General features: G+C 69.0%; 15 protein-coding genes. 10 read left to right on the top strand and 5 right to left on the bottom strand.

Annotated elements, in window-relative coordinates:
* The first annotated feature begins 88 nt into the window (after positions 1–88).
* The 3 genes from BKN51_RS08110 (at position 89) to BKN51_RS08100 (ending at position 4,194) form a co-directional block, all read left to right on the top strand.
* Entirely contained in the window at positions 89–2,290 is a 2,202-nt protein-coding gene (locus tag BKN51_RS08110; RefSeq protein ID WP_101613108.1) for an ATP-binding protein, read from the top strand.
* A gap of 238 nt (positions 2,291–2,528) precedes the next feature.
* The gene (locus BKN51_RS08105) at positions 2,529–2,930 is read left to right on the top strand and encodes an STAS domain-containing protein (RefSeq protein ID WP_233224306.1); all 402 of its coding nucleotides are present in this window, start codon (positions 2,529–2,531) and stop codon (positions 2,928–2,930) included.
* 22 nt (positions 2,931–2,952) lie between these two features.
* Complete coding sequence (locus BKN51_RS08100; protein ID WP_101607031.1) at positions 2,953–4,194, top strand: PucR family transcriptional regulator; 1,242 nt, start codon at positions 2,953–2,955, stop codon at positions 4,192–4,194.
* A gap of 56 nt (positions 4,195–4,250) precedes the next feature.
* Here BKN51_RS08100 and BKN51_RS08095 read toward each other — a convergent pair whose 3' ends face one another.
* Positions 4,251–5,096 carry an SGNH/GDSL hydrolase family protein gene (locus BKN51_RS08095; protein WP_101607030.1) on the bottom strand — a complete coding sequence of 282 codons (846 nt, stop codon included), beginning with the start codon at positions 5,094–5,096 and terminating at the stop codon, positions 4,251–4,253.
* Between the two features lie 214 nt (positions 5,097–5,310).
* Between BKN51_RS08095 and BKN51_RS08090 the strand changes: the two genes are divergently transcribed.
* On the top strand, positions 5,311–6,222 hold the full coding sequence (locus tag BKN51_RS08090) for a universal stress protein (RefSeq protein WP_101607029.1): 912 nt from the start codon (positions 5,311–5,313) through the stop codon (positions 6,220–6,222).
* Positions 6,223–6,226: 4 nt separating this feature from the next.
* On the opposite strand, the gene BKN51_RS08085 is transcribed toward BKN51_RS08090, so the two are convergent.
* Complete coding sequence (locus BKN51_RS08085) at positions 6,227–6,601, bottom strand: hypothetical protein (RefSeq protein ID WP_101607028.1); 375 nt, start codon at positions 6,599–6,601, stop codon at positions 6,227–6,229.
* Between the two features lie 72 nt (positions 6,602–6,673).
* Here BKN51_RS08085 and BKN51_RS08080 point away from each other — a divergent pair, with 72 nt between their 5' ends.
* A complete protein-coding gene (locus BKN51_RS08080; protein ID WP_101607027.1) occupies positions 6,674–7,747 on the top strand; it encodes a carboxylate-amine ligase in 1,074 nt (357 codons plus the stop codon).
* 208 nt (positions 7,748–7,955) lie between these two features.
* Here the strand turns inward: BKN51_RS08080 and BKN51_RS08075 are convergent, their stop codons facing one another.
* On the bottom strand, positions 7,956–9,254 hold the full coding sequence (locus BKN51_RS08075; protein WP_101607026.1) for an ATP-grasp domain-containing protein: 1,299 nt from the start codon (positions 9,252–9,254) through the stop codon (positions 7,956–7,958).
* Positions 9,255–9,337: 83 nt separating this feature from the next.
* On the opposite strand from BKN51_RS08075, the gene BKN51_RS08070 reads away from it, so the two are divergent.
* The 3 genes from BKN51_RS08070 to BKN51_RS08060 are packed head-to-tail and all read left to right on the top strand — an operon-like array spanning position 9,338 to position 12,974.
* Positions 9,338–10,852, top strand: coding sequence for an FAD-dependent oxidoreductase (locus BKN51_RS08070; protein ID WP_101607025.1), 1,515 nt, complete (start codon positions 9,338–9,340; stop codon positions 10,850–10,852).
* Positions 10,849–11,946 (top strand): carboxylate-amine ligase, encoded by a 1,098-nt coding sequence (locus BKN51_RS08065; RefSeq protein ID WP_101607024.1) that lies wholly within the window; start codon positions 10,849–10,851, stop codon positions 11,944–11,946. Before BKN51_RS08070 ends, BKN51_RS08065 begins: the two co-directional genes overlap by 4 nt.
* A gap of 17 nt (positions 11,947–11,963) precedes the next feature.
* Positions 11,964–12,974, top strand: coding sequence for an iron-containing redox enzyme family protein (locus tag BKN51_RS08060; protein WP_101607023.1), 1,011 nt, complete (start codon positions 11,964–11,966; stop codon positions 12,972–12,974).
* Here BKN51_RS08060 and BKN51_RS08055 read toward each other — a convergent pair.
* Positions 12,942–13,148 (bottom strand): CDGSH iron-sulfur domain-containing protein, encoded by a 207-nt coding sequence (locus BKN51_RS08055; protein ID WP_101607022.1) that lies wholly within the window; start codon positions 13,146–13,148, stop codon positions 12,942–12,944. The two genes, BKN51_RS08060 and BKN51_RS08055, sit on opposite strands and share 33 nt — an antisense overlap.
* Before the next feature lie 167 nt (positions 13,149–13,315).
* Between BKN51_RS08055 and BKN51_RS08050 the strand changes: the two genes are divergently transcribed.
* Positions 13,316–14,452: a glycosyltransferase gene (locus BKN51_RS08050; RefSeq protein ID WP_101607021.1), complete on the top strand. Its 1,137-nt coding sequence runs from the start codon at positions 13,316–13,318 to the stop codon at positions 14,450–14,452.
* 9 nt (positions 14,453–14,461) lie between these two features.
* On the opposite strand, the gene BKN51_RS08045 is transcribed toward BKN51_RS08050, so the two are convergent.
* Positions 14,462–15,322: a polysaccharide pyruvyl transferase family protein gene (locus BKN51_RS08045; RefSeq protein WP_168214290.1), complete on the bottom strand. Its 861-nt coding sequence runs from the start codon at positions 15,320–15,322 to the stop codon at positions 14,462–14,464.
* A gap of 88 nt (positions 15,323–15,410) precedes the next feature.
* On the opposite strand from BKN51_RS08045, the gene BKN51_RS08040 reads away from it, so the two are divergent.
* Complete coding sequence (locus BKN51_RS08040; protein ID WP_101607020.1) at positions 15,411–16,022, top strand: flavodoxin family protein; 612 nt, start codon at positions 15,411–15,413, stop codon at positions 16,020–16,022.
* Positions 16,023–16,047 lie beyond the last annotated feature (25 nt).

Raw genomic sequence — 16,047 nt, 5'->3', positions numbered from 1 at the left:
GCCGGTCGGATCCGCGGATCCGACCGGCGGACGCTGTCGGGCCATCATCCACACGGCCATACTGATCCTCCGACGAGGATGGGTGCCGATGAACGAAAAAGCCACGTTCGGAGCCGAGCTGAGACGTCTTCGCAAAGCGGCCGGCCTTTCACTCACCGAACTCGCCGCTCGCACCCACTACAGCAAGGGCTACCTCAGCAAGGTCGAGACCGGGCTCTCCACACCGAATCCTGCACTCGCCACTCTTTGTGAAACCGAACTCGGCGTGGAAGGGGCACTGACACCGCTACTGCCCGGCGAACCCCTGCGGCGTAGGACGCGGCCGGACGTCCGGCCGTCCGGATTACCACCGGGAACTCCCTCCTTCACCGGCCGGACCGCCGAACTCCGCGCGATCCGCGCGGCCTTGGAAGCCGACGGTGGCGTCTGCGTCGTGTCCGGTATGGGCGGTGTCGGAAAGACGGAACTCGCGGTCCGGTGTGCGCGACGGCTTGAGTCCGGATTCGCCGACGGGTGCCTGTTCGTCGACCTGCGCGGCCACGAGTCCGGCGATTCCAGCGCGGTGCACGACAGATTGTTGCGCGTGCTCGGCGTACCGGCGGACCGTATCCCGACCGATGCGGACGATCGCGCCGCGCTGTACCGGTCCCGGCTCCGCGGCCGCAGTCTTCTCTTGGTGCTCGACAACGCGGTCAACGCGGCTCAAGTTCGTCCGCTGCTCCCCGCCGAGCCGAAATGCCGCGTCCTGATCACCAGCAGGTCCAGGCTGAGCGCGCTCGACGACGCCGAGCACGTTTCCCTGGACATGCTCCCCCTTGCCGCGGCGGTGAATCTTTTCACCACTGTCACCGAGGTTCCCGCCGGACCCACCGTCACCCGGGTGGTCCAACGATGCGGCCTGCTCCCCCTCGCGATCCGGATCGCCGCGGCGAGGCTTCGCGCGCATCCGGCGTGGGACGTCGCCGAACTCGACCGGCGCCTGAACGACGAGGCCGCTCGCCTTGGCGAGCTGGACGACGGCGAACGCACGCTCACCGCCGCGTTCTGGCTGTCCGCACAGCTGCTCAGCCCCGCCGAGTCGAGACTCTTCGGTCTCCTCACCGTCCACCCCGGAACCGACGTCGACATCCACACCGTGAGTGCGCTGAGCGCGCTTCCGCTCCGGGAGACCGATCGATTATTGGACCGTCTGCACGAAGTCCACCTTCTCACCCAACCAGAACCTGATCGATACGGATTCCATGATCTGCTGCGTGCGTTCGCGGCCGAATTCGTACTAACCGACGCGGAGGATGGAATGAAAGCGTTCAGCCGGCTCACGGCTTTCGCGGTTCGAAGTGCCGCTCAAGCCGACAGAGAACTCACCCCGCACCGCTTCTTCCCGGAGATCGCCTTCGACCCGGACGTCCCGGAACCGGTCAGGCTCGACGACAGCGCGATGGCGATGTCCTGGTTCCACTCGGAATGGCCCGGCCTGGTGACCCTGTGCAAGACGGCGAGTGAACGCGGCGAGCACGAAAGGTGCTGGCAACTCGCCTTCTTCCTGCGCGACTTCTTCTTCGTGGCCAAACTCTGGGATCCCTGGCTGGAAACCCATCGATGGGCACGCTCGTCCGCCGAGTCGATCGGGGACACGTGGGCGCTCGCCACCACCACGGCCAACCTGGGGGTCGCGCTCGTCGATCGCGGCGACCTGGACGAAGCCTCGGCGTGCTACCGCGAAGCGCTTACGCTGTTCCGGCGCATCGGTGACGGTCACGGGGAAACCACGACGCTGGCGCACAGCGGCTGGGCCGACCACTATCGGGGCAACCACGACGACGCGCTACGAGATCTCCGGCAGGCGCACGCCTCCTACGTCCGCGACGGCAATCGCCGCAACGCCGCGATCACCGGCCGCGGGATCGCGCTGGTACTGACCGCGATCGGGCAGTCCGCCGAAGCCGCCACACTCGCCGCCGAAACCTTGTCCGTGTTCGACGAACTCGGACTGGAACTGGACGCCGCGATGGCCCTCAACTGCATGGGCTGGGCCTGGTACCACGCCGAGCGCCATGACCTGGCCGCCTCGGCCTACCGTACCGCCGTGGACCGGGCTGAAGCCTGCGGAAGCTCATACGAAGCCGCACGCGCGTACATCGGTCTCGGCAATGTGGCGGTGGCTGAAGGCTCCCACGCGCTGGCGGCCGATCTGTGGGACCGAGCCGACGAAGTGCACCCTGATCTCGACCAGGTCATGGTCGGCGAAGCCCGGACACGGATGACGGGAGTCCGCCGGCTCTCCAGTTAGCCTCTCGCGATCTGACGTCGGCAGGCCAAGGACCTGTCGGAGGAGGTCTCCACCTGCGAAGCGCCTTGTGTTCAGCGAGCCGATGACCAGCCCCACAGCGCTCATCCGGCATACCGGGCCGCGAGACTGCTACGGTTGGCTCGTCGCGGTTCAGACACCAGCCGCCGGGCCCTCTTTTCTTTTCAGGTCCGGCATGCCTTCTGGCTCCAGCCGGACCCCACACCGGCAAGGAGTCAACTTGACCGACTATCGCGCACCAGCCTCCGATCCGCCCCGTCCGGCCCGGAGATTCGTGTCCCCGCTCGACATCTCGGTCACCGCTTCCGGCATCGACACGGTGGTCACCGTTTCCGGCGAGATCGACCTCGCCGTCTCGGACGGCCTGCGCCAGGCCATGGAGGAAGAACTCCGGTTCACGCCCTCGGCGCTGATCGCGGACCTGTCCGCCGTCACTTTCTGCGATTCGTCCGGTTTCACGGCCCTCGTCCAGATCCGGGCGAAGACCGAAGAAGCGGGCATCCCCTTCATCCTGGTCACCCAGGAACGAGCCCTGCTGCGCCCGATGTCACTCCTCGGCCTCGACGCCGTCTTCAACGTGCACCCGACCATCGATTCGGCACGGGACGCGCTCACTCGCTGACAAGCTGTCATGATGGCTGGTTGTGACGGGTGACAAAGATCCAGGATTCCGCATCGGCGGACGTCCGCTGGCGGAACGGCTGACCGAAGTCCTGCCGTCGCTCGCGAAGACGGTGCTCTCCGAGATCGTCTCCCGGATCCCGGAATACGGCCTGCTGCCAGCCGAGGAACTCAGCGGTGACATCACGCATGTGATCGAACAGAACCTGCGTTCGTTCATCGACACCCTGCGCACCGGGGCCACACCGACGCGAGAGGAACTCGACTTCCTCCGCGAATCGGCCGCCCGGCGCGCGGAAGAGGGTATCCCGATCGACATCGTGCTCACCGCCTATCACGTCGGCATCCAAGTCGTCTGGGCGTCGCTGACGCCGGACGCGCGCCCGGAGGAGGTCGCCGACGTCCTGGCCGTCAACGCGCTGACCCTGCGCTATCTCGAGGTGGTCACCCCCGCGGTCGGCGCGGGATATCTCGACGAACGCCAGACGATGTTCGACGACGAGCGTTCGGCACGGCACACGGTGCTGTCCGCCCTGCTCGACGGCGACCCCGCCGACGTCGCGGCCGGGCAGGCGGGCCTGCGCCTGCCACCGTGCTACATCGTCCTCGCCGCGACGGTCGGGGCGCATCCCGACGAGGAGGCCAACGGCGTCGATCCGCTGGTCGCCGGGCGCCGGAAGCTCCGGCGGCTGCGGGTCGAACTGGAGCGGCAGATCCGGGGCACCGTCCTGACCTCGCTCACCTCCGAGGGCGGTATCGCCCTGCTACCGCACGAAACCCCGGCCGACGAACTGTCCCCACACGACTGGGCGCGCCTGGAGCGGGTCCTCACCGACGTCGCCCGCACGGCGGGCGCGGAGGTCATCGCCGGAGCCGCCGCGGCCGAACCGGCCGGCGTGCCCGACGCGGTGAAGCTCGCGCAGGACGTGCTCGCGGTCGCCACCGGATCCGGGCGGCCGCCCCGGCTGTACCGGCTCGACGACGTGTTGCTCGAATACCAGCTTTCCCGCCCCGGTCCGGCCCTCGACAGGCTGGCCGCCCGGCTGGAACCGTTGGGCGGCAACGAAGAACTCCTTCAGACATTGGAGACCTTCCTCAGCCGTGGAGGGCGGCGGCAAACCGCCGCGGTCCTCCACGTCCATCCCAACACGGTCGACTACCGGCTGCGCCGGATCGCCGATCTCACCGGACTGGATCCCACCCGGCTCGAGCACATCGCCCTGCTGAGCGCGGCCCTTTCGGCCCGGTCCGCCAAAGGCGGCTGATGTTTCCCGATGTCGCATCTGAGTCGCTGAGCGTCTCGAATGCGACATCGGGAACATCAGCCCGCCGCCCGTGCGATCGCGGCGCCGAACACCGCCATCCCCTGTGCGTTCGGATGCAGCGGGGCCGCGGCGTGTGCCGGGATCAGGCCTTCGAGGTACCGATCGCGCGGGGCGGCGCAGATGTCGTGTCCGACGGTGAGCGCGGCGAAGTCGACGAACGTGGCGCCGCGGGCCTCGGCCTGCTTCCGGGCGGTGGAGCTGATCAGGTCCATCACGCTCTGCAGATAGTTCGCGTCCCGCGCCCAGACCGGCTGCACGGGGTAGCAGCCGTTGTGCCGGACGTAGGTGCCGTACCCGGTGACGAGGATCTTCGCGTGCGGCGCCCGCACTCGAATCTCGTCGAGCGCGGCGCCGAATTTCGGGGCCCACGCCCGGATCGAGTCGCCCAGCGGGTCCTTGCCGCCCGCGGTGAGCCGGTCCGCGCACGAGAGCCCGGCCGGTTCGGGCAGGAGGTTGATGCAGCTGAGCGCCTGCTGGAACAGTCCGGAATCGTTGGCGCCCATGGTGATCGATACCAAACCCGTCGACAGCTTGAGCGCATCGAGTTGCGGAGCGAGGATGCCGAACCGCCGGTTCGTGAGATCGGCCGTCACCGCTCCCGAACACGAAACGTCGGTCAGTTCGGCCCCGAGTGCCTTCGCGGCGAGAGCCGGGTAGTCGTGATCCGAACGCAGGCACAGCAGATTGGGATCCTGGTTCGGGACGAGCGGTCCGGCCGCGGCCGAATCGCCGAGGGCGACGTACTCCAACCTGGCCGCCTCCGCCGGAATCGCCACCGCGGTCACCGCGATCCCCGCCGCCAAAGCCGCCAAACCCGCCCTGAACCGCCTGCTCGGCCTCATGCCGCCTCCAACGTCGTTGTTGTTACCGCGCGGTAATGTGTCTTCACATCTTGCGCGCGGCGAGGCGGTGCGGCGGTGGGGAATTCCCCAGACTTGCCGGGACGTCGTTGTGACGCGTCACCAAGAACGTCCACAGGGTGGAAGTACCCGATGACAACGGACGCATGAACATCGGCCCGAACGGGTATCCACCGTTTGCCGGAGGTGAGGACCGATGTCGCACGCACAGCAGGGAAACGGCCCCGTGGTGACCGGATTCGACGGCTCGCCGGAGGCCCGCCGGGCCGTCGCCTGGGCGGTCGCCGAGGCGAAGACCCGCGGACGCGGTCTGGTGCTGGCGTACTGCATCAAGGACCGGTTGCCACCGCCGGGTTCCGACCCCGTCGCAGCCCCGCTCACGCAGGTCGTCCCGGAGGCCGTCGGCGAACCCGCGGGACGGCGACTGGAAGCCATGGCCGAGGAACTCCAGCGCACCGATCCGGACCTCGAAGTCCGGACCGTCGAGCGCGGAGGGACCCCCGACGAGGTGCTTGTGTCGATCGCCGACGAGACGGACGCGGCGATGATCGTGCTCGGCGAATCCCACACCGGGGTGTTCGCCCGCGCCGTGACCGGCTCGACCGAAGCCGAGGTCACCCAGCATGCCGGACGGCCGGTGGTCGTCGTCCGTGGTGAGGAGCCCCCGCCCGACGGGCCGGTGATCCTCGGCGCCGACGGCACTGAGCAGAGCGCGCAGGCGGCCGGGTTCGCGTTCGACTTCGCGGCGAGGCACGGCCGGGTCGTGCACGCGGTCCACGCGGCGCGGCTCTCCATCTGGGGGCCCGCGAGCGAACCGCTGCTCGGCGGTCCGGTGATGGATCCGGTCCAGCCGATCCCCCAGGAGATCGCGGACCAGCTCGTCGAGCAGCAGCTCAAGCCTTGGCGGGAGCGCTATCCGGAGGTGCCGGTGGAGATCGTGCACGGCGTCGGGCCGACGGCGCAGGCGCTGACCGTGCAGTCCAGCGAGGCGGCGTTGCTGGTCCTCGGCCGCAGCGACCACGGGAGCCTTCGGCGCCTGTTGCTGGGCTCGGTCAGCGATGACGCGCTCCACCACGCCCACTGCCCGGTGGCGGTGGTGCGCTCTTAGCGCGTCAGGCGGAACCGTCCAGCGGTGCGGCCAAGCCGCCGAGTAACCGTTGCGACGCCCGGAGTTCTTGTGCCATCAGCAATCCGGCGGCCCGGGCGCGAGCGAGTGCCAGGCCGACCTCCGCCACGGTGTCCCAGGCCTCGGCCGACGGCCCGGTGCTCGGGAGGCCGCCGTCCAAGAGCCTTTCTTCGAGTTGCTCCTGGAGTCCGGGCAGGATGTGGGCGAGGTCGTCGGACAGCCGGCGCAGCGCGCCGAGTGTCCGGTTGAGATCGGCCGCGGAGTCGAGTTCGTCGTCCTGCACCCGGCGATACAGATGGCGCACGACGGAAGAGGCCTGCGCGGCCAGCAAGTACGGCGGTTCCGCCGAGACGGGGTCCATACCCGGTGAATACCCGGAACCGGTATCGGGAAAACAGGTTTACCGGGGACCGCCGGTGGCTATCCCGCGTTCGTGACCGGTGACGAACTCACTTTCGGTATCGAAGAAGAGTTCTTCGTCGTAGACCGCGAAGGACATCTCTCCCTCAGCGGCAACGTCGTCGTCGACTCCGCGGAAGAAGGCCAAGGAGAACTGCAGCACGAACTCACTCTCTCCCAGGTCGAATCCGCGACCGGTATCTGCCGGACGCGCGACGAGGGGTTACACCAGCTGAAAGCCCTCCGCACCGAGCTCGCCGAGGCGGCGGCTCAGCGGGGCTCTCGCCTCCTCGCCTGCGGAAGCCCGCCGATGGCCGAAGCCGAGCTGCCATCGATCACCCCGCACCCCCGCTACGAGCAGATGGCCAGGCACTTCGGCGCCACCGCACGCGCCACGTCGACCTGCGGCTGCCACGTCCACATCGCGATCCCGGACCGGGAAACAGGTGTCCGGTTGATCAGGCGGATCCGGCCCTGGCTGCCCGCGCTGCTCACGCTCACCGCGAACTCCGCGATCTCGGACGGCATCGACACCGGCTACAGCAGTTGGCGGTATCAGCAATGGTCCAGATGGCCGTCCGCGGGACCACCACCGGAGTTCACCTCACTCGACCACTACGAGAGCATCGTGGACGCCTGGCTGCGCGCGGGCGCGATCCTCGATCGCGCGATGGTTTATTGGGATGTAAGGCTTTCCGAGGGGCAACCGACGGTCGAGTTCCGGTTCTCCGACGTGGTGTCGACGCCGGACGAGGCGGTCCTGCTCGGCATCCTGATCCGGGGACTGGTCACCACCGTCCTCGACGAGGGCGAGCCTGCCTCCCGGCTGTCCAACGAGGTGCTGCGCGCGCATCTTTGGCGTGCCTCCCGCGAAGGGCTTTCCGGTCAGTGCCCGCATCCGGTCACGGGGGACCTCGCCCCGGCACCGAAGGTCGTCGACGACGTCGTGGCCTTCGCGGCGTCCGCGCTGGAATCGACCGGCGACCTGGACTTCGTCCGCGACGGTTGCGCGCGGCTGTTCGAAAGCGGGAACGGCGCGGACCGGCAACGGAGGCGGTTCGAAGAGCGGAAAAGGCCGGAGGACGTGGTGGACCTGTTCGTCGTCTGACCCGGTTGGTTGCGGTGACCGGCGCGCCGGCGTCCCTGCTCCGCCGAGGCTGCCCGCGCCGGTCCACCTCGCGGCCGGTGGTCGCACAACCACGCTTCACCCGCCGCTGCCCCCCGGTTACCCGTTCCTCCGGCGCTAAACCTGATCGCGGGAACTCGTCCGGTGCCAGTTTCGGCTCGTACGATAGCGAAGCCACCGTACGCATGGGCTATCCCTCCTCGAAGTCGAACCGCAGCGCTTCGGTGCACTTGCGGTACTTGCTTTCCATCTCCCGCTGGGTCTGCGCCGCGACGAAGATGTGCGCGAGTTCGTAGCTGTGGCTGTCCTGCGCGGGCAGTTCCGAGAGCCGGACCCCCTTCTCCGGCACCACTTCGATCCGCACGCCGCGGATCTCCGCCTCCAGCTCCGCGATCTCGCCCCGGGTGGGCACGCGGGTGACCAGTCCGTCACGGAAACGACGGTGGTACCACTTGCCCGCGATCCGGTAGTCACCCCGGTTCCGCCGCGCGCCGGGTTCCTGCCCGAGCCCCAGCTGGACCATGATCTGGTGATTCGCCACGCCGTCGACGTACTCGAACAGCTCGGCGTGGGAATGTGAATGCCGCGGAGTGATCTCCAGCAGGCAGACTTGCCCGGATTCCGGGTGGCAGAAGAATTCGATGCCGAACGTGGCGTTGTCGAAGCCGATCTGCTCCATCACACGGACGGAGATCTCCTTCATCCGCTCGATGGCGTCCTCGGGCAACTGCGACGGGTACTGATGCCTCAGCAAGCAGGTGGAATCGGGGTAGTCGACCGAATCGAGGGCGCCGTACACCGTGATATGTCCTTTGTGGACATATCCTTCGGTCGCGGCCCGCACCCCGCTGAGCTCTCCCTCCGCGAGGCACGCCGCTCCCCCGGTGCCGGCCACTTCGACGGGAAGCTCGATCGTGCCGAGAACGCGGTCGAAGGACCTGCCCACCCTGTCGACACTCGCCCGGATCTCGGCGACGGCCTTGTCGAACCCGTCCTCGTCGGCCACATGGAAGGCGAGCTCCGACGAGAACGACTTCACCGGCTTGAGCCACAGGGGGTAGCCGACACCGTCGGGCGGCCGGGGGTCCTCGTGATCGAGATCGACGATGCCGAACGACGGCACCTCGTCGATCACCTTCGCCTGTTCGAGCCTGCTCCAGTACTTGTGCTCGCATTTCAGCACCGCCTCGAGCGAGACTCCCGGAAGGCCGTATTTCTCGCACAGCATCGCCACCATCGTCGAAGACGGGAAATCCCCATAGCCGACTATTGCGTCGATCGGCCCAGTGAAGGCGTCCAAATGCGACACGGCCTTGTCCATCGACTCGACGATCGGGATCTCGCCGTGCTGGAGTTCTTCGGGCGACAGCAAGGGATGGAAGCGATACCGCGCGACACCGGGGATCCGTCTCAGCACATCCTCGTTGGCGTCGTCGAGACCGAGGACAAAAATGTTCTTTTCCTCTGGGGACCTGGAGGATGTGGTCATGGGCGAGTGCTACCCGTTCGCGTGATCCAGAAAACCCGGACCGCTCTGGTTTGCCCGCGTTGCCCGCCGGGAAACCGGCCACCATGACGGAGTTGCCCGGAACGCGTTCACTGTGGCTCGACACCGCTCCCGCTCCCGATCGGACCGGTACGCCGCTGCCCTCGGAGGTCGATGTCGCCGTCCTCGGCGCCGGCATCGCCGGTCTCACCACGGCGTATCGCCTGGCGAAGGCGGGCCGTTCGGTGCTGGTCCTGGAGGCGGATCGCGTCGCGGCGGGCGTTTCCGGGCACACCACGGCGAAGATCAGTGCCCAGCACGGGCTGAAGTACGCCATGCTGACCAAGAGCAAGGGCGCCGAAGCCGCCGCGATGTACGCCTACACGCAGACATCCGCTTTGGGCTGGATCGAGTCCACCTCAGCCGAACTCGGCATCGACTGCGGCTTCACCCGAGCCGAAAGCTTCGTCTACACGACCAAGCCCGAAACCGTGGAAAGCCTTGAGCGAGAGGCGGAAGCGGCCGCCGAAGCGGGCCTTCCCGCGACCTACGTCACCTCCGTCGACCTGGACGTCCAGGCGCTCGGCGCGGTGAAGTTCGCTTCACAGGCGCATTTCCATCCACGCCGCTGGCTGCTCGGGCTGGCCGGCGCGATCGAACGGGCGGGCGGCACGATCGTCGAAGGTGTCCGCGCGGAAGGGGTCGACGAACTCGGTGGGACCAAGGTGCGCACCAGTTCCGGCGACGTGCGGGCCGACGAGGTCGTGGTGGCGACCCACTACCCGGTCTTCGACCGCGGCCTGTACTTCACCCGGCTCGACCCGGTTCGCGATCTGGTGGTCGCCGGGCCGGTCGAGGGGAACCCGCCGGAAGGGATGTACCTCGACGCCGACACGCACCACTCCGTGCGGAGCTACCTCAACGACGGCGTCCCCTACGCGGTCGCGGGCGGCGAGCACTATCGTGTCGGCGACTCCGTCGACGTCGAGAGCCGCTATGAGCGGCTGGCGGGCTGGGCGAGCGAACACGCCGCCGTGCACCGCGTCACCCACCGGTGGTCCGCCCACGACCTGTCCACTGTGGACTCGGTGCCGTACGTCGGGCGCTATCACCCGGCGAGTCGCCACCTCTGGGTCGCCACCGGCTTCGGGCAGTGGGGCATGACGGGCGGGACCGCGGCGGGGCTGTTGCTGGCGGACCTGCTGACCGGGCGCGACAACCCTTCGGCGGACCTGTACGACCCGAACCGCTACGACCTCCGTTCCGCGATCTCGACCGTGGAGAACACCATCACGGTGGCGAAGTTCCTGGTGGGCGACCACCTCGGCGCGTTGCGCAAGCCCGCGTCCCTCGACGAACTCGCACCCGGCGAGGCCAAGGTGACCAGGGACGGCGGTGAACTCGTCGCCGCCTACCGCGATCCGGACGGTGACCTGCACACCGTCGGCGCCCACTGCACCCACCTCGGCTGCCTGGTCGCGTTCAACAACGCGGAGCGGACCTGGGACTGCCCCTGCCACGGTTCACGGTTCGGCCTGGACGGGTCGGTGATCCAGGGCCCGGCCGTGCGGGCACTGCCGGAGAAGCGAGGGCGGCGATGACCGGCATCGGCGTCGAGGAGGAGTTCCTGCTGGTCGACCCGAGAACCGGGGTGAGCTGCCCGCGCGCCGAGGCGGTCCTCGCCCGGCATCGGGTCTGCTGTCCGCTGCCGGACGGCGCGTCGGTACACCGGGAACTCCGGCTGACGCAGATCGAGGCCGTCACCGGCGTCTGCACCACCGCCGACGAGCTGTACGAGCACCTGACCGCGGGCCGCCGGACGCTGGCCGAAGCGGCGGCCGGCGAGGACTGCGCCGTCATCGCTTCCGGCACTCCGCTGCACCCCTCGCCCGAACGGGACCTCGGCCTCGACGACCGATACGGCAAGATCGACACCCTGTACGCCGGTGTGGTCGAGGCCTACGAGGCCTGCGGCTGCCACGTGCACGTCGGCGTGCCCGACCGGGAGACCGCGGTCGCCGTCGTGAACCATGTGGCCGAATGGCTGCCCACATTGCTCGCGTTGTCGGCGAATTCACCGTTCAGTGGCGGCCGTGACACCGGGTACGAGAGCTGGCGGACGGTGGAGCAGAGCCGGTTTCCCGGCTCGGGGATCGCGCCGTACTTCACGGACGCCGCCGCGTACGAGGAACAGGTCGGGAAGCTGGTGGACTGCGGGATCCTGGTGGACGGGAACCAGACCTTCTGGCTCGCCAGACCGTCGTCGCGCTGGCCGACGGTCGAGATCCGGGCGGCCGACACCGCCTCCACTGTGGACGAAGCCGTCCTGCAGGCCTTGCTGACCCGAGCACTGGTGCGCACCGCGCTCACCGATCTCGACCACGGGGTGGAGGCCGTACCGCTGGATCCGCAGATCGCCGCCGCCGCGGTGTGGTCGGCCGCCCGGCACGGTCTTTCCGGCCCCGCGATCGACCCGGTGACGGAGAAGCCGGTGCCGGCGGGCGACCGGGTCGCCGCGTTGCTCGCGCACGCCGGACCGGCGCTGGAGGACACCGGCGACCTGACACTGGTGCGCACGCTGCTCGACCGGCTGGAACGTGAGGGCACCGGTGCCGACCGGCAGCGCCGGGCCGCCGCGGACGGGGACGTCGCGGTGTTGCGGATGCTGACCGGGGAAACGGTTCCGCTCGCGTAGAGCGGGTACCCGGGGGCATGACGACGATCGACCGAGAGGTGGCCGCGAGGCTGCCCGAGATCCGCGGCCCGCTCTCCGCCGCCGTGGTGAACACCCTGGCAGGCGGTCGCCGGGACGACTTCGACCACGACGCGGTGATCGGAGCCGATCCCTTCGGCGAAGATCTGCAGCTCGCGCTGCACGTCTGCTACGAGCTCCATTACCAGGGTTTCGACGGCGTCGACGACGGCTGGGAATGGGACCCGCGCCTGCTCGGCTTCCGGTCCGGTCTGGAGCACGCGTTCCTGGACGGCATCCGCGCCGCGGTACCCGGTGGGGACGACGTCCAAGGACTGCTCGACGAGATGCTGGTCGAGCCCGTCGACGGGGAAGGTGTTTCGCACTTCCTGCGCGACAAGGGCGAATGGTGGCATGTCGAGGAGTACTTCGCGCATCGGTCGATCTACCACCTCAAAGAGGCCGATCCCCATGCCTGGGTGATCCCGCGGCTGCGGGGCCGGGCCAAGGCCGCGCTGGTCGCCGTGGAGTTCGACGAGTTCGGTGGCGGGCGGGCCGAACAGGCGCATTCCCGCCTTTTCGCGGATCTGCTGACCGCGGCGGACCTGTCCGACGGCTACCTCGCCTACCTCGACCACGTCCCGGCCTGCACGCTCGCGACGGTGAACATGATGTCGCTGTTCGGCTTGCACCGGCGCCTGCGCGGGGCGCTCGTCGGGCATTTCGCCAGTACCGAGATCAGCACCGGGCCTTCCGCCCGGCGGATGGACGAGGCGCTGGGGCGGCTCGGTGCGGCCGGGGAATGCCGGTACTTCTACACCGAGCACATCGAAGCCGACGCGGTGCACGAACAAGTGCTACGGCACGACGTCATCGGAGATCTGCTGGCGCGGGAACCGGAACTGGCGGCGGACATCGCGCTGGGCATCCAGGCCACCGAACTGCTGGAGAACCGGCTGACCGAGCACCTGATGGGCGCCTGGTCGGCCGGTGAGACGTCACTGCTGAGGCCGTTGCTCCCCTTGCCGTGAGCGGCGGCGGTGGCTGGTGTCGCAGAAGGGAAAGCTCTTGCTGCGACGGCAGGCGCACAGCGCGACGAGGAACCGGTCGGAGGTCACCGTCTCGCCGTCGGGCGTGGCGATCTCGACCGGGCCCTCCACCAGTATCGGGCCGCCGGATTCGATCCGGACCCGTTTCCTAGTCATGGTTCACCATCGCGGTCATGCTCCGGGCTACCCCGATCACGGGACGCCAAACGTCCACAATGGCCCGCCGCCGGGGAGGGTGTGTTTCGCGATGCCACCACGGGGTATCCGCCGCCAGGGGGAACGGAGGCATACCCGATGGTCGTCGTGACCCGCCACACCCGCCGATGAAGATCGCGATGGTCTCCGCGCAGGCCAGTCCGCTCGCCGTCCTCGGCGACGGCCCGGTCGGACGACGGCACGTCCACATCGCCGAGCTGTCCGCCGCCCTGACCCGCGAAGGCCATGACGTCACCGTGTACACCCGCCGCGAGAGCCGCCGGACCCCGGCGACGGTCGAGACCCCGGACGGATACCGCGTGGTCCAGGTGCTCGCGGGCCCCCCGAAGCGGCTCCAGGAGGACGATCTCCTTCCGGCGCTGGGAGATTTCACCCGCGTCCTGCGCTCCCGCTGGACCAAGGACCGGCCGGACGTGGTGCACGCGCACTTCTGGTCGTCCGGGCTCGCCTCGCTTCTGGCGGCCAAGGACCTCGGCATCCCGGTGGTCCAGACCTTCCACACCCTCGGGGCCGGAGATGCGGACCGGACCCGGGTCGAGCGCATGATCGCCAAACAGGCGGGCCAGGTGGTGGCGACCTCGTCCGACGAAGTCCTCTCCCTCACCCGGCTGGGAATGCCCCGGGTGCGGGCCTCGGTCGTCTCCGGTGGCGTCGATCCGGCGAAGTTCACCGTGGAGGGCGAAAGCGCACGCCGTACCGCGCGGCACCGGATCGTGAGCGTCGGCATCCCGGGAGCCGACGTCGTGATCACCGCTCTGGCGGCGTTGCCGGAGACGGAACTCGTCCTCGCCGGAAGTCTCACGGCCGAGGACGCGCGCCGCCTGCGCGGGACCGCCGAGCGGGCCGGGGTGGCGGGCCGGATGCGGACGGCGGGCTGGGTTCCGCGGGCGGATCTGCCCGCTCTCCTGCGTTCCGCCGACATCGTGGTCTGCGCGCCCCGCTCCGATCCGTCCGGTCTCGTACCGCTCGAAGCGATGGCGTGCGGGGTGAGCGTGGTGGCGGCATCGGTCGGCGTGCTCACCGAAACCGTGATCGACGGCGTCACCGGTTCGCTGGTGTCGCCGGGCAATCCCAAGGAACTCGTCGGTGCACTGCGGCGGCTGCTTTCGGACGCGTCGTCGCGGGAGACCTTCGGCGTCGCCGCACGCGACCGGGTCCAGGCACGGTATTCCTGGGACCGCGTGGCGGTGGAGTGCGCGCGAGCCTATGCGTCGGCAGTGCAGGAGGCGCCGACGCGCGTGTGAGCCCGCGCGTTACCGAACCGGACCGGTCTTGAACGCCTTCACCATGTCCCGCATCAGCACGTTGTCGGTCGGCAACGCCCGCAGCGCGGCCACCGCCCTGCCCTGCACCGAAGAACACCAGCGCCACCACGAATCGAGGTTCTCCGTCTCCCCCGCCTCCTCGGCGGGGACGAGTGCCGGCCAGCCGAGCGCGTCGGCCTGCGCCGTCAGCGCGCCGCCACCGGCGACGGGATCCACCGCCAGCACGGGGACACCCGCCCTCAGGCCCAGCACCAGCCCGTCGAGCCGGGTCGTCACCACGACGTCCAGATGCGACAGGATCGACGCGAACTGGTCCGGCGTCGCACAGCGTTCCCAGTCCGAAAACGCCAGACCCGGTTCGAGCGGCACTCTCCCGCAATCGATCCCGGCGACCCACTTCGTCACGAACGACCGGACGGCGGTGTGCTCCCGCGCGAGGATCAGGCCCGCCACCAGCACCTCGTCGGTCGGGGAGTCGATCGAGAGGTCGGGGGTGGCGATCCCCTGATGGTCACGGGCGAGCACCTGGTCGAACCCGGTGACCGCGTCGTCGCCCGGATCGGCCACCGAAACCCCGACGGCGATCCGGTGACAGTGCGCGAACCGCCGGTGCACCTCGCACACCTGCCTTCCCCGCACGGCGCCGGAGACGAACACGACATGGCTGTACCTCGCCGGGTCCACCTCCTCGTAGTCCAGCCCCTCCAGCCGGTGTGACGGCCCCCAAGCGAGATCGTGGGGCACCTCGGCCAGCGAGAGCGCGGCGTCGACCCGCCGCATTCCGAGTACATCGACGGGCGTCGCCTCGCCGTGACGCAAACTCGCCCATCCGATCACCAAAGCACGCATATCGGAGGCTTACCCGGCTGCGCCCGATTCACACGGGTTTCCCCGAATCCCTGTCCGGGTAGCCGCTCGGCATGAACAGGAGGACACGATGACCCAGCCGTTGAAGGCCCTCGCCCTGGTGTGCTCGCTCAAACCGTCGCCCGCTGCTTCGAGCAGCGCCCTGATCGCCCGGCAGGTGCTGGACAAGATGGCGGAACGCGGTGTCACCGGCGAACTGGTGCGGGTCGTCGACCACGACGTCAAGCCCGGGGTGGAGGCCGACATGGGCGACGGCGACGCCTGGCCCGCGATCCGCCGCAAGATCGACGCCGCGGACATTCTGCTGATCTCCACGCCGACCTGGGTCGGCCACATGTCCAGTGTGGCCCAGCGTGTCCTGGAGCGGCTCGACGCCGAACTGTCCGAGACGGACGACGAGGGCAGGCCCGCGATGTTCGCCAAGATCGGGGTCACCGCCGTCGTAGGCAACGAAGACGGCGCCCACAAGGTCACCGCGGACCTGTTCCAGGCCCTCAACGACACCGGGTTCACGGTGCCCGCCCAGGGCGGGACCTACTGGAACGGCGAGGCCATGAAGGGCGGCGACTACAACGACCTCGACGAGACTCCGGAAGCGGTCGAATCGACCAACTCGACCCTGGCGCGCAACGCCGTCCATCTGGCGAACCTGCTGCGGGAGAATCAGTACCCCGCTTCGTGATCGCTGCGGTTCCCGGCTCCCGGGA

The organism is Amycolatopsis sp. BJA-103 (genome assembly GCF_002849735.1).
Taxonomy (GTDB): Bacteria; Actinomycetota; Actinomycetes; order Mycobacteriales; family Pseudonocardiaceae; genus Amycolatopsis.
This window is presented reverse-complemented; position numbering and strand designations above follow the sequence as displayed.

Excerpts from the sequence above, each read along its gene's own strand:
- BKN51_RS08110 (WP_101613108.1), top strand. The coding sequence starts at position 89 with ATGAACGAAAAAGCCACGTTCGGAGCCGAGCTGAGACGTCTTCGCAAA.
- BKN51_RS08095 (WP_101607030.1), bottom strand. The coding sequence starts at position 5,096 with ATGAGGCCGAGCAGGCGGTTCAGGGCGGGTTTGGCGGCTTTGGCGGCG.
- BKN51_RS08090 (WP_101607029.1), top strand. The coding sequence starts at position 5,311 with ATGTCGCACGCACAGCAGGGAAACGGCCCCGTGGTGACCGGATTCGAC.
- BKN51_RS08085 (WP_101607028.1), bottom strand. The coding sequence starts at position 6,601 with ATGGACCCCGTCTCGGCGGAACCGCCGTACTTGCTGGCCGCGCAGGCC.
- BKN51_RS08075 (WP_101607026.1), bottom strand. The coding sequence starts at position 9,254 with ATGACCACATCCTCCAGGTCCCCAGAGGAAAAGAACATTTTTGTCCTC.
- BKN51_RS08070 (WP_101607025.1), top strand. The coding sequence starts at position 9,338 with ATGACGGAGTTGCCCGGAACGCGTTCACTGTGGCTCGACACCGCTCCC.
- BKN51_RS08065 (WP_101607024.1), top strand. The coding sequence starts at position 10,849 with ATGACCGGCATCGGCGTCGAGGAGGAGTTCCTGCTGGTCGACCCGAGA.
- BKN51_RS08060 (WP_101607023.1), top strand. The coding sequence starts at position 11,964 with ATGACGACGATCGACCGAGAGGTGGCCGCGAGGCTGCCCGAGATCCGC.
- BKN51_RS08055 (WP_101607022.1), bottom strand. The coding sequence starts at position 13,148 with ATGACTAGGAAACGGGTCCGGATCGAATCCGGCGGCCCGATACTGGTG.
- BKN51_RS08050 (WP_101607021.1), top strand. The coding sequence starts at position 13,316 with ATGAAGATCGCGATGGTCTCCGCGCAGGCCAGTCCGCTCGCCGTCCTC.
- BKN51_RS08045 (WP_168214290.1), bottom strand. The coding sequence starts at position 15,322 with ATGCGTGCTTTGGTGATCGGATGGGCGAGTTTGCGTCACGGCGAGGCG.
- BKN51_RS08040 (WP_101607020.1), top strand. The coding sequence starts at position 15,411 with ATGACCCAGCCGTTGAAGGCCCTCGCCCTGGTGTGCTCGCTCAAACCG.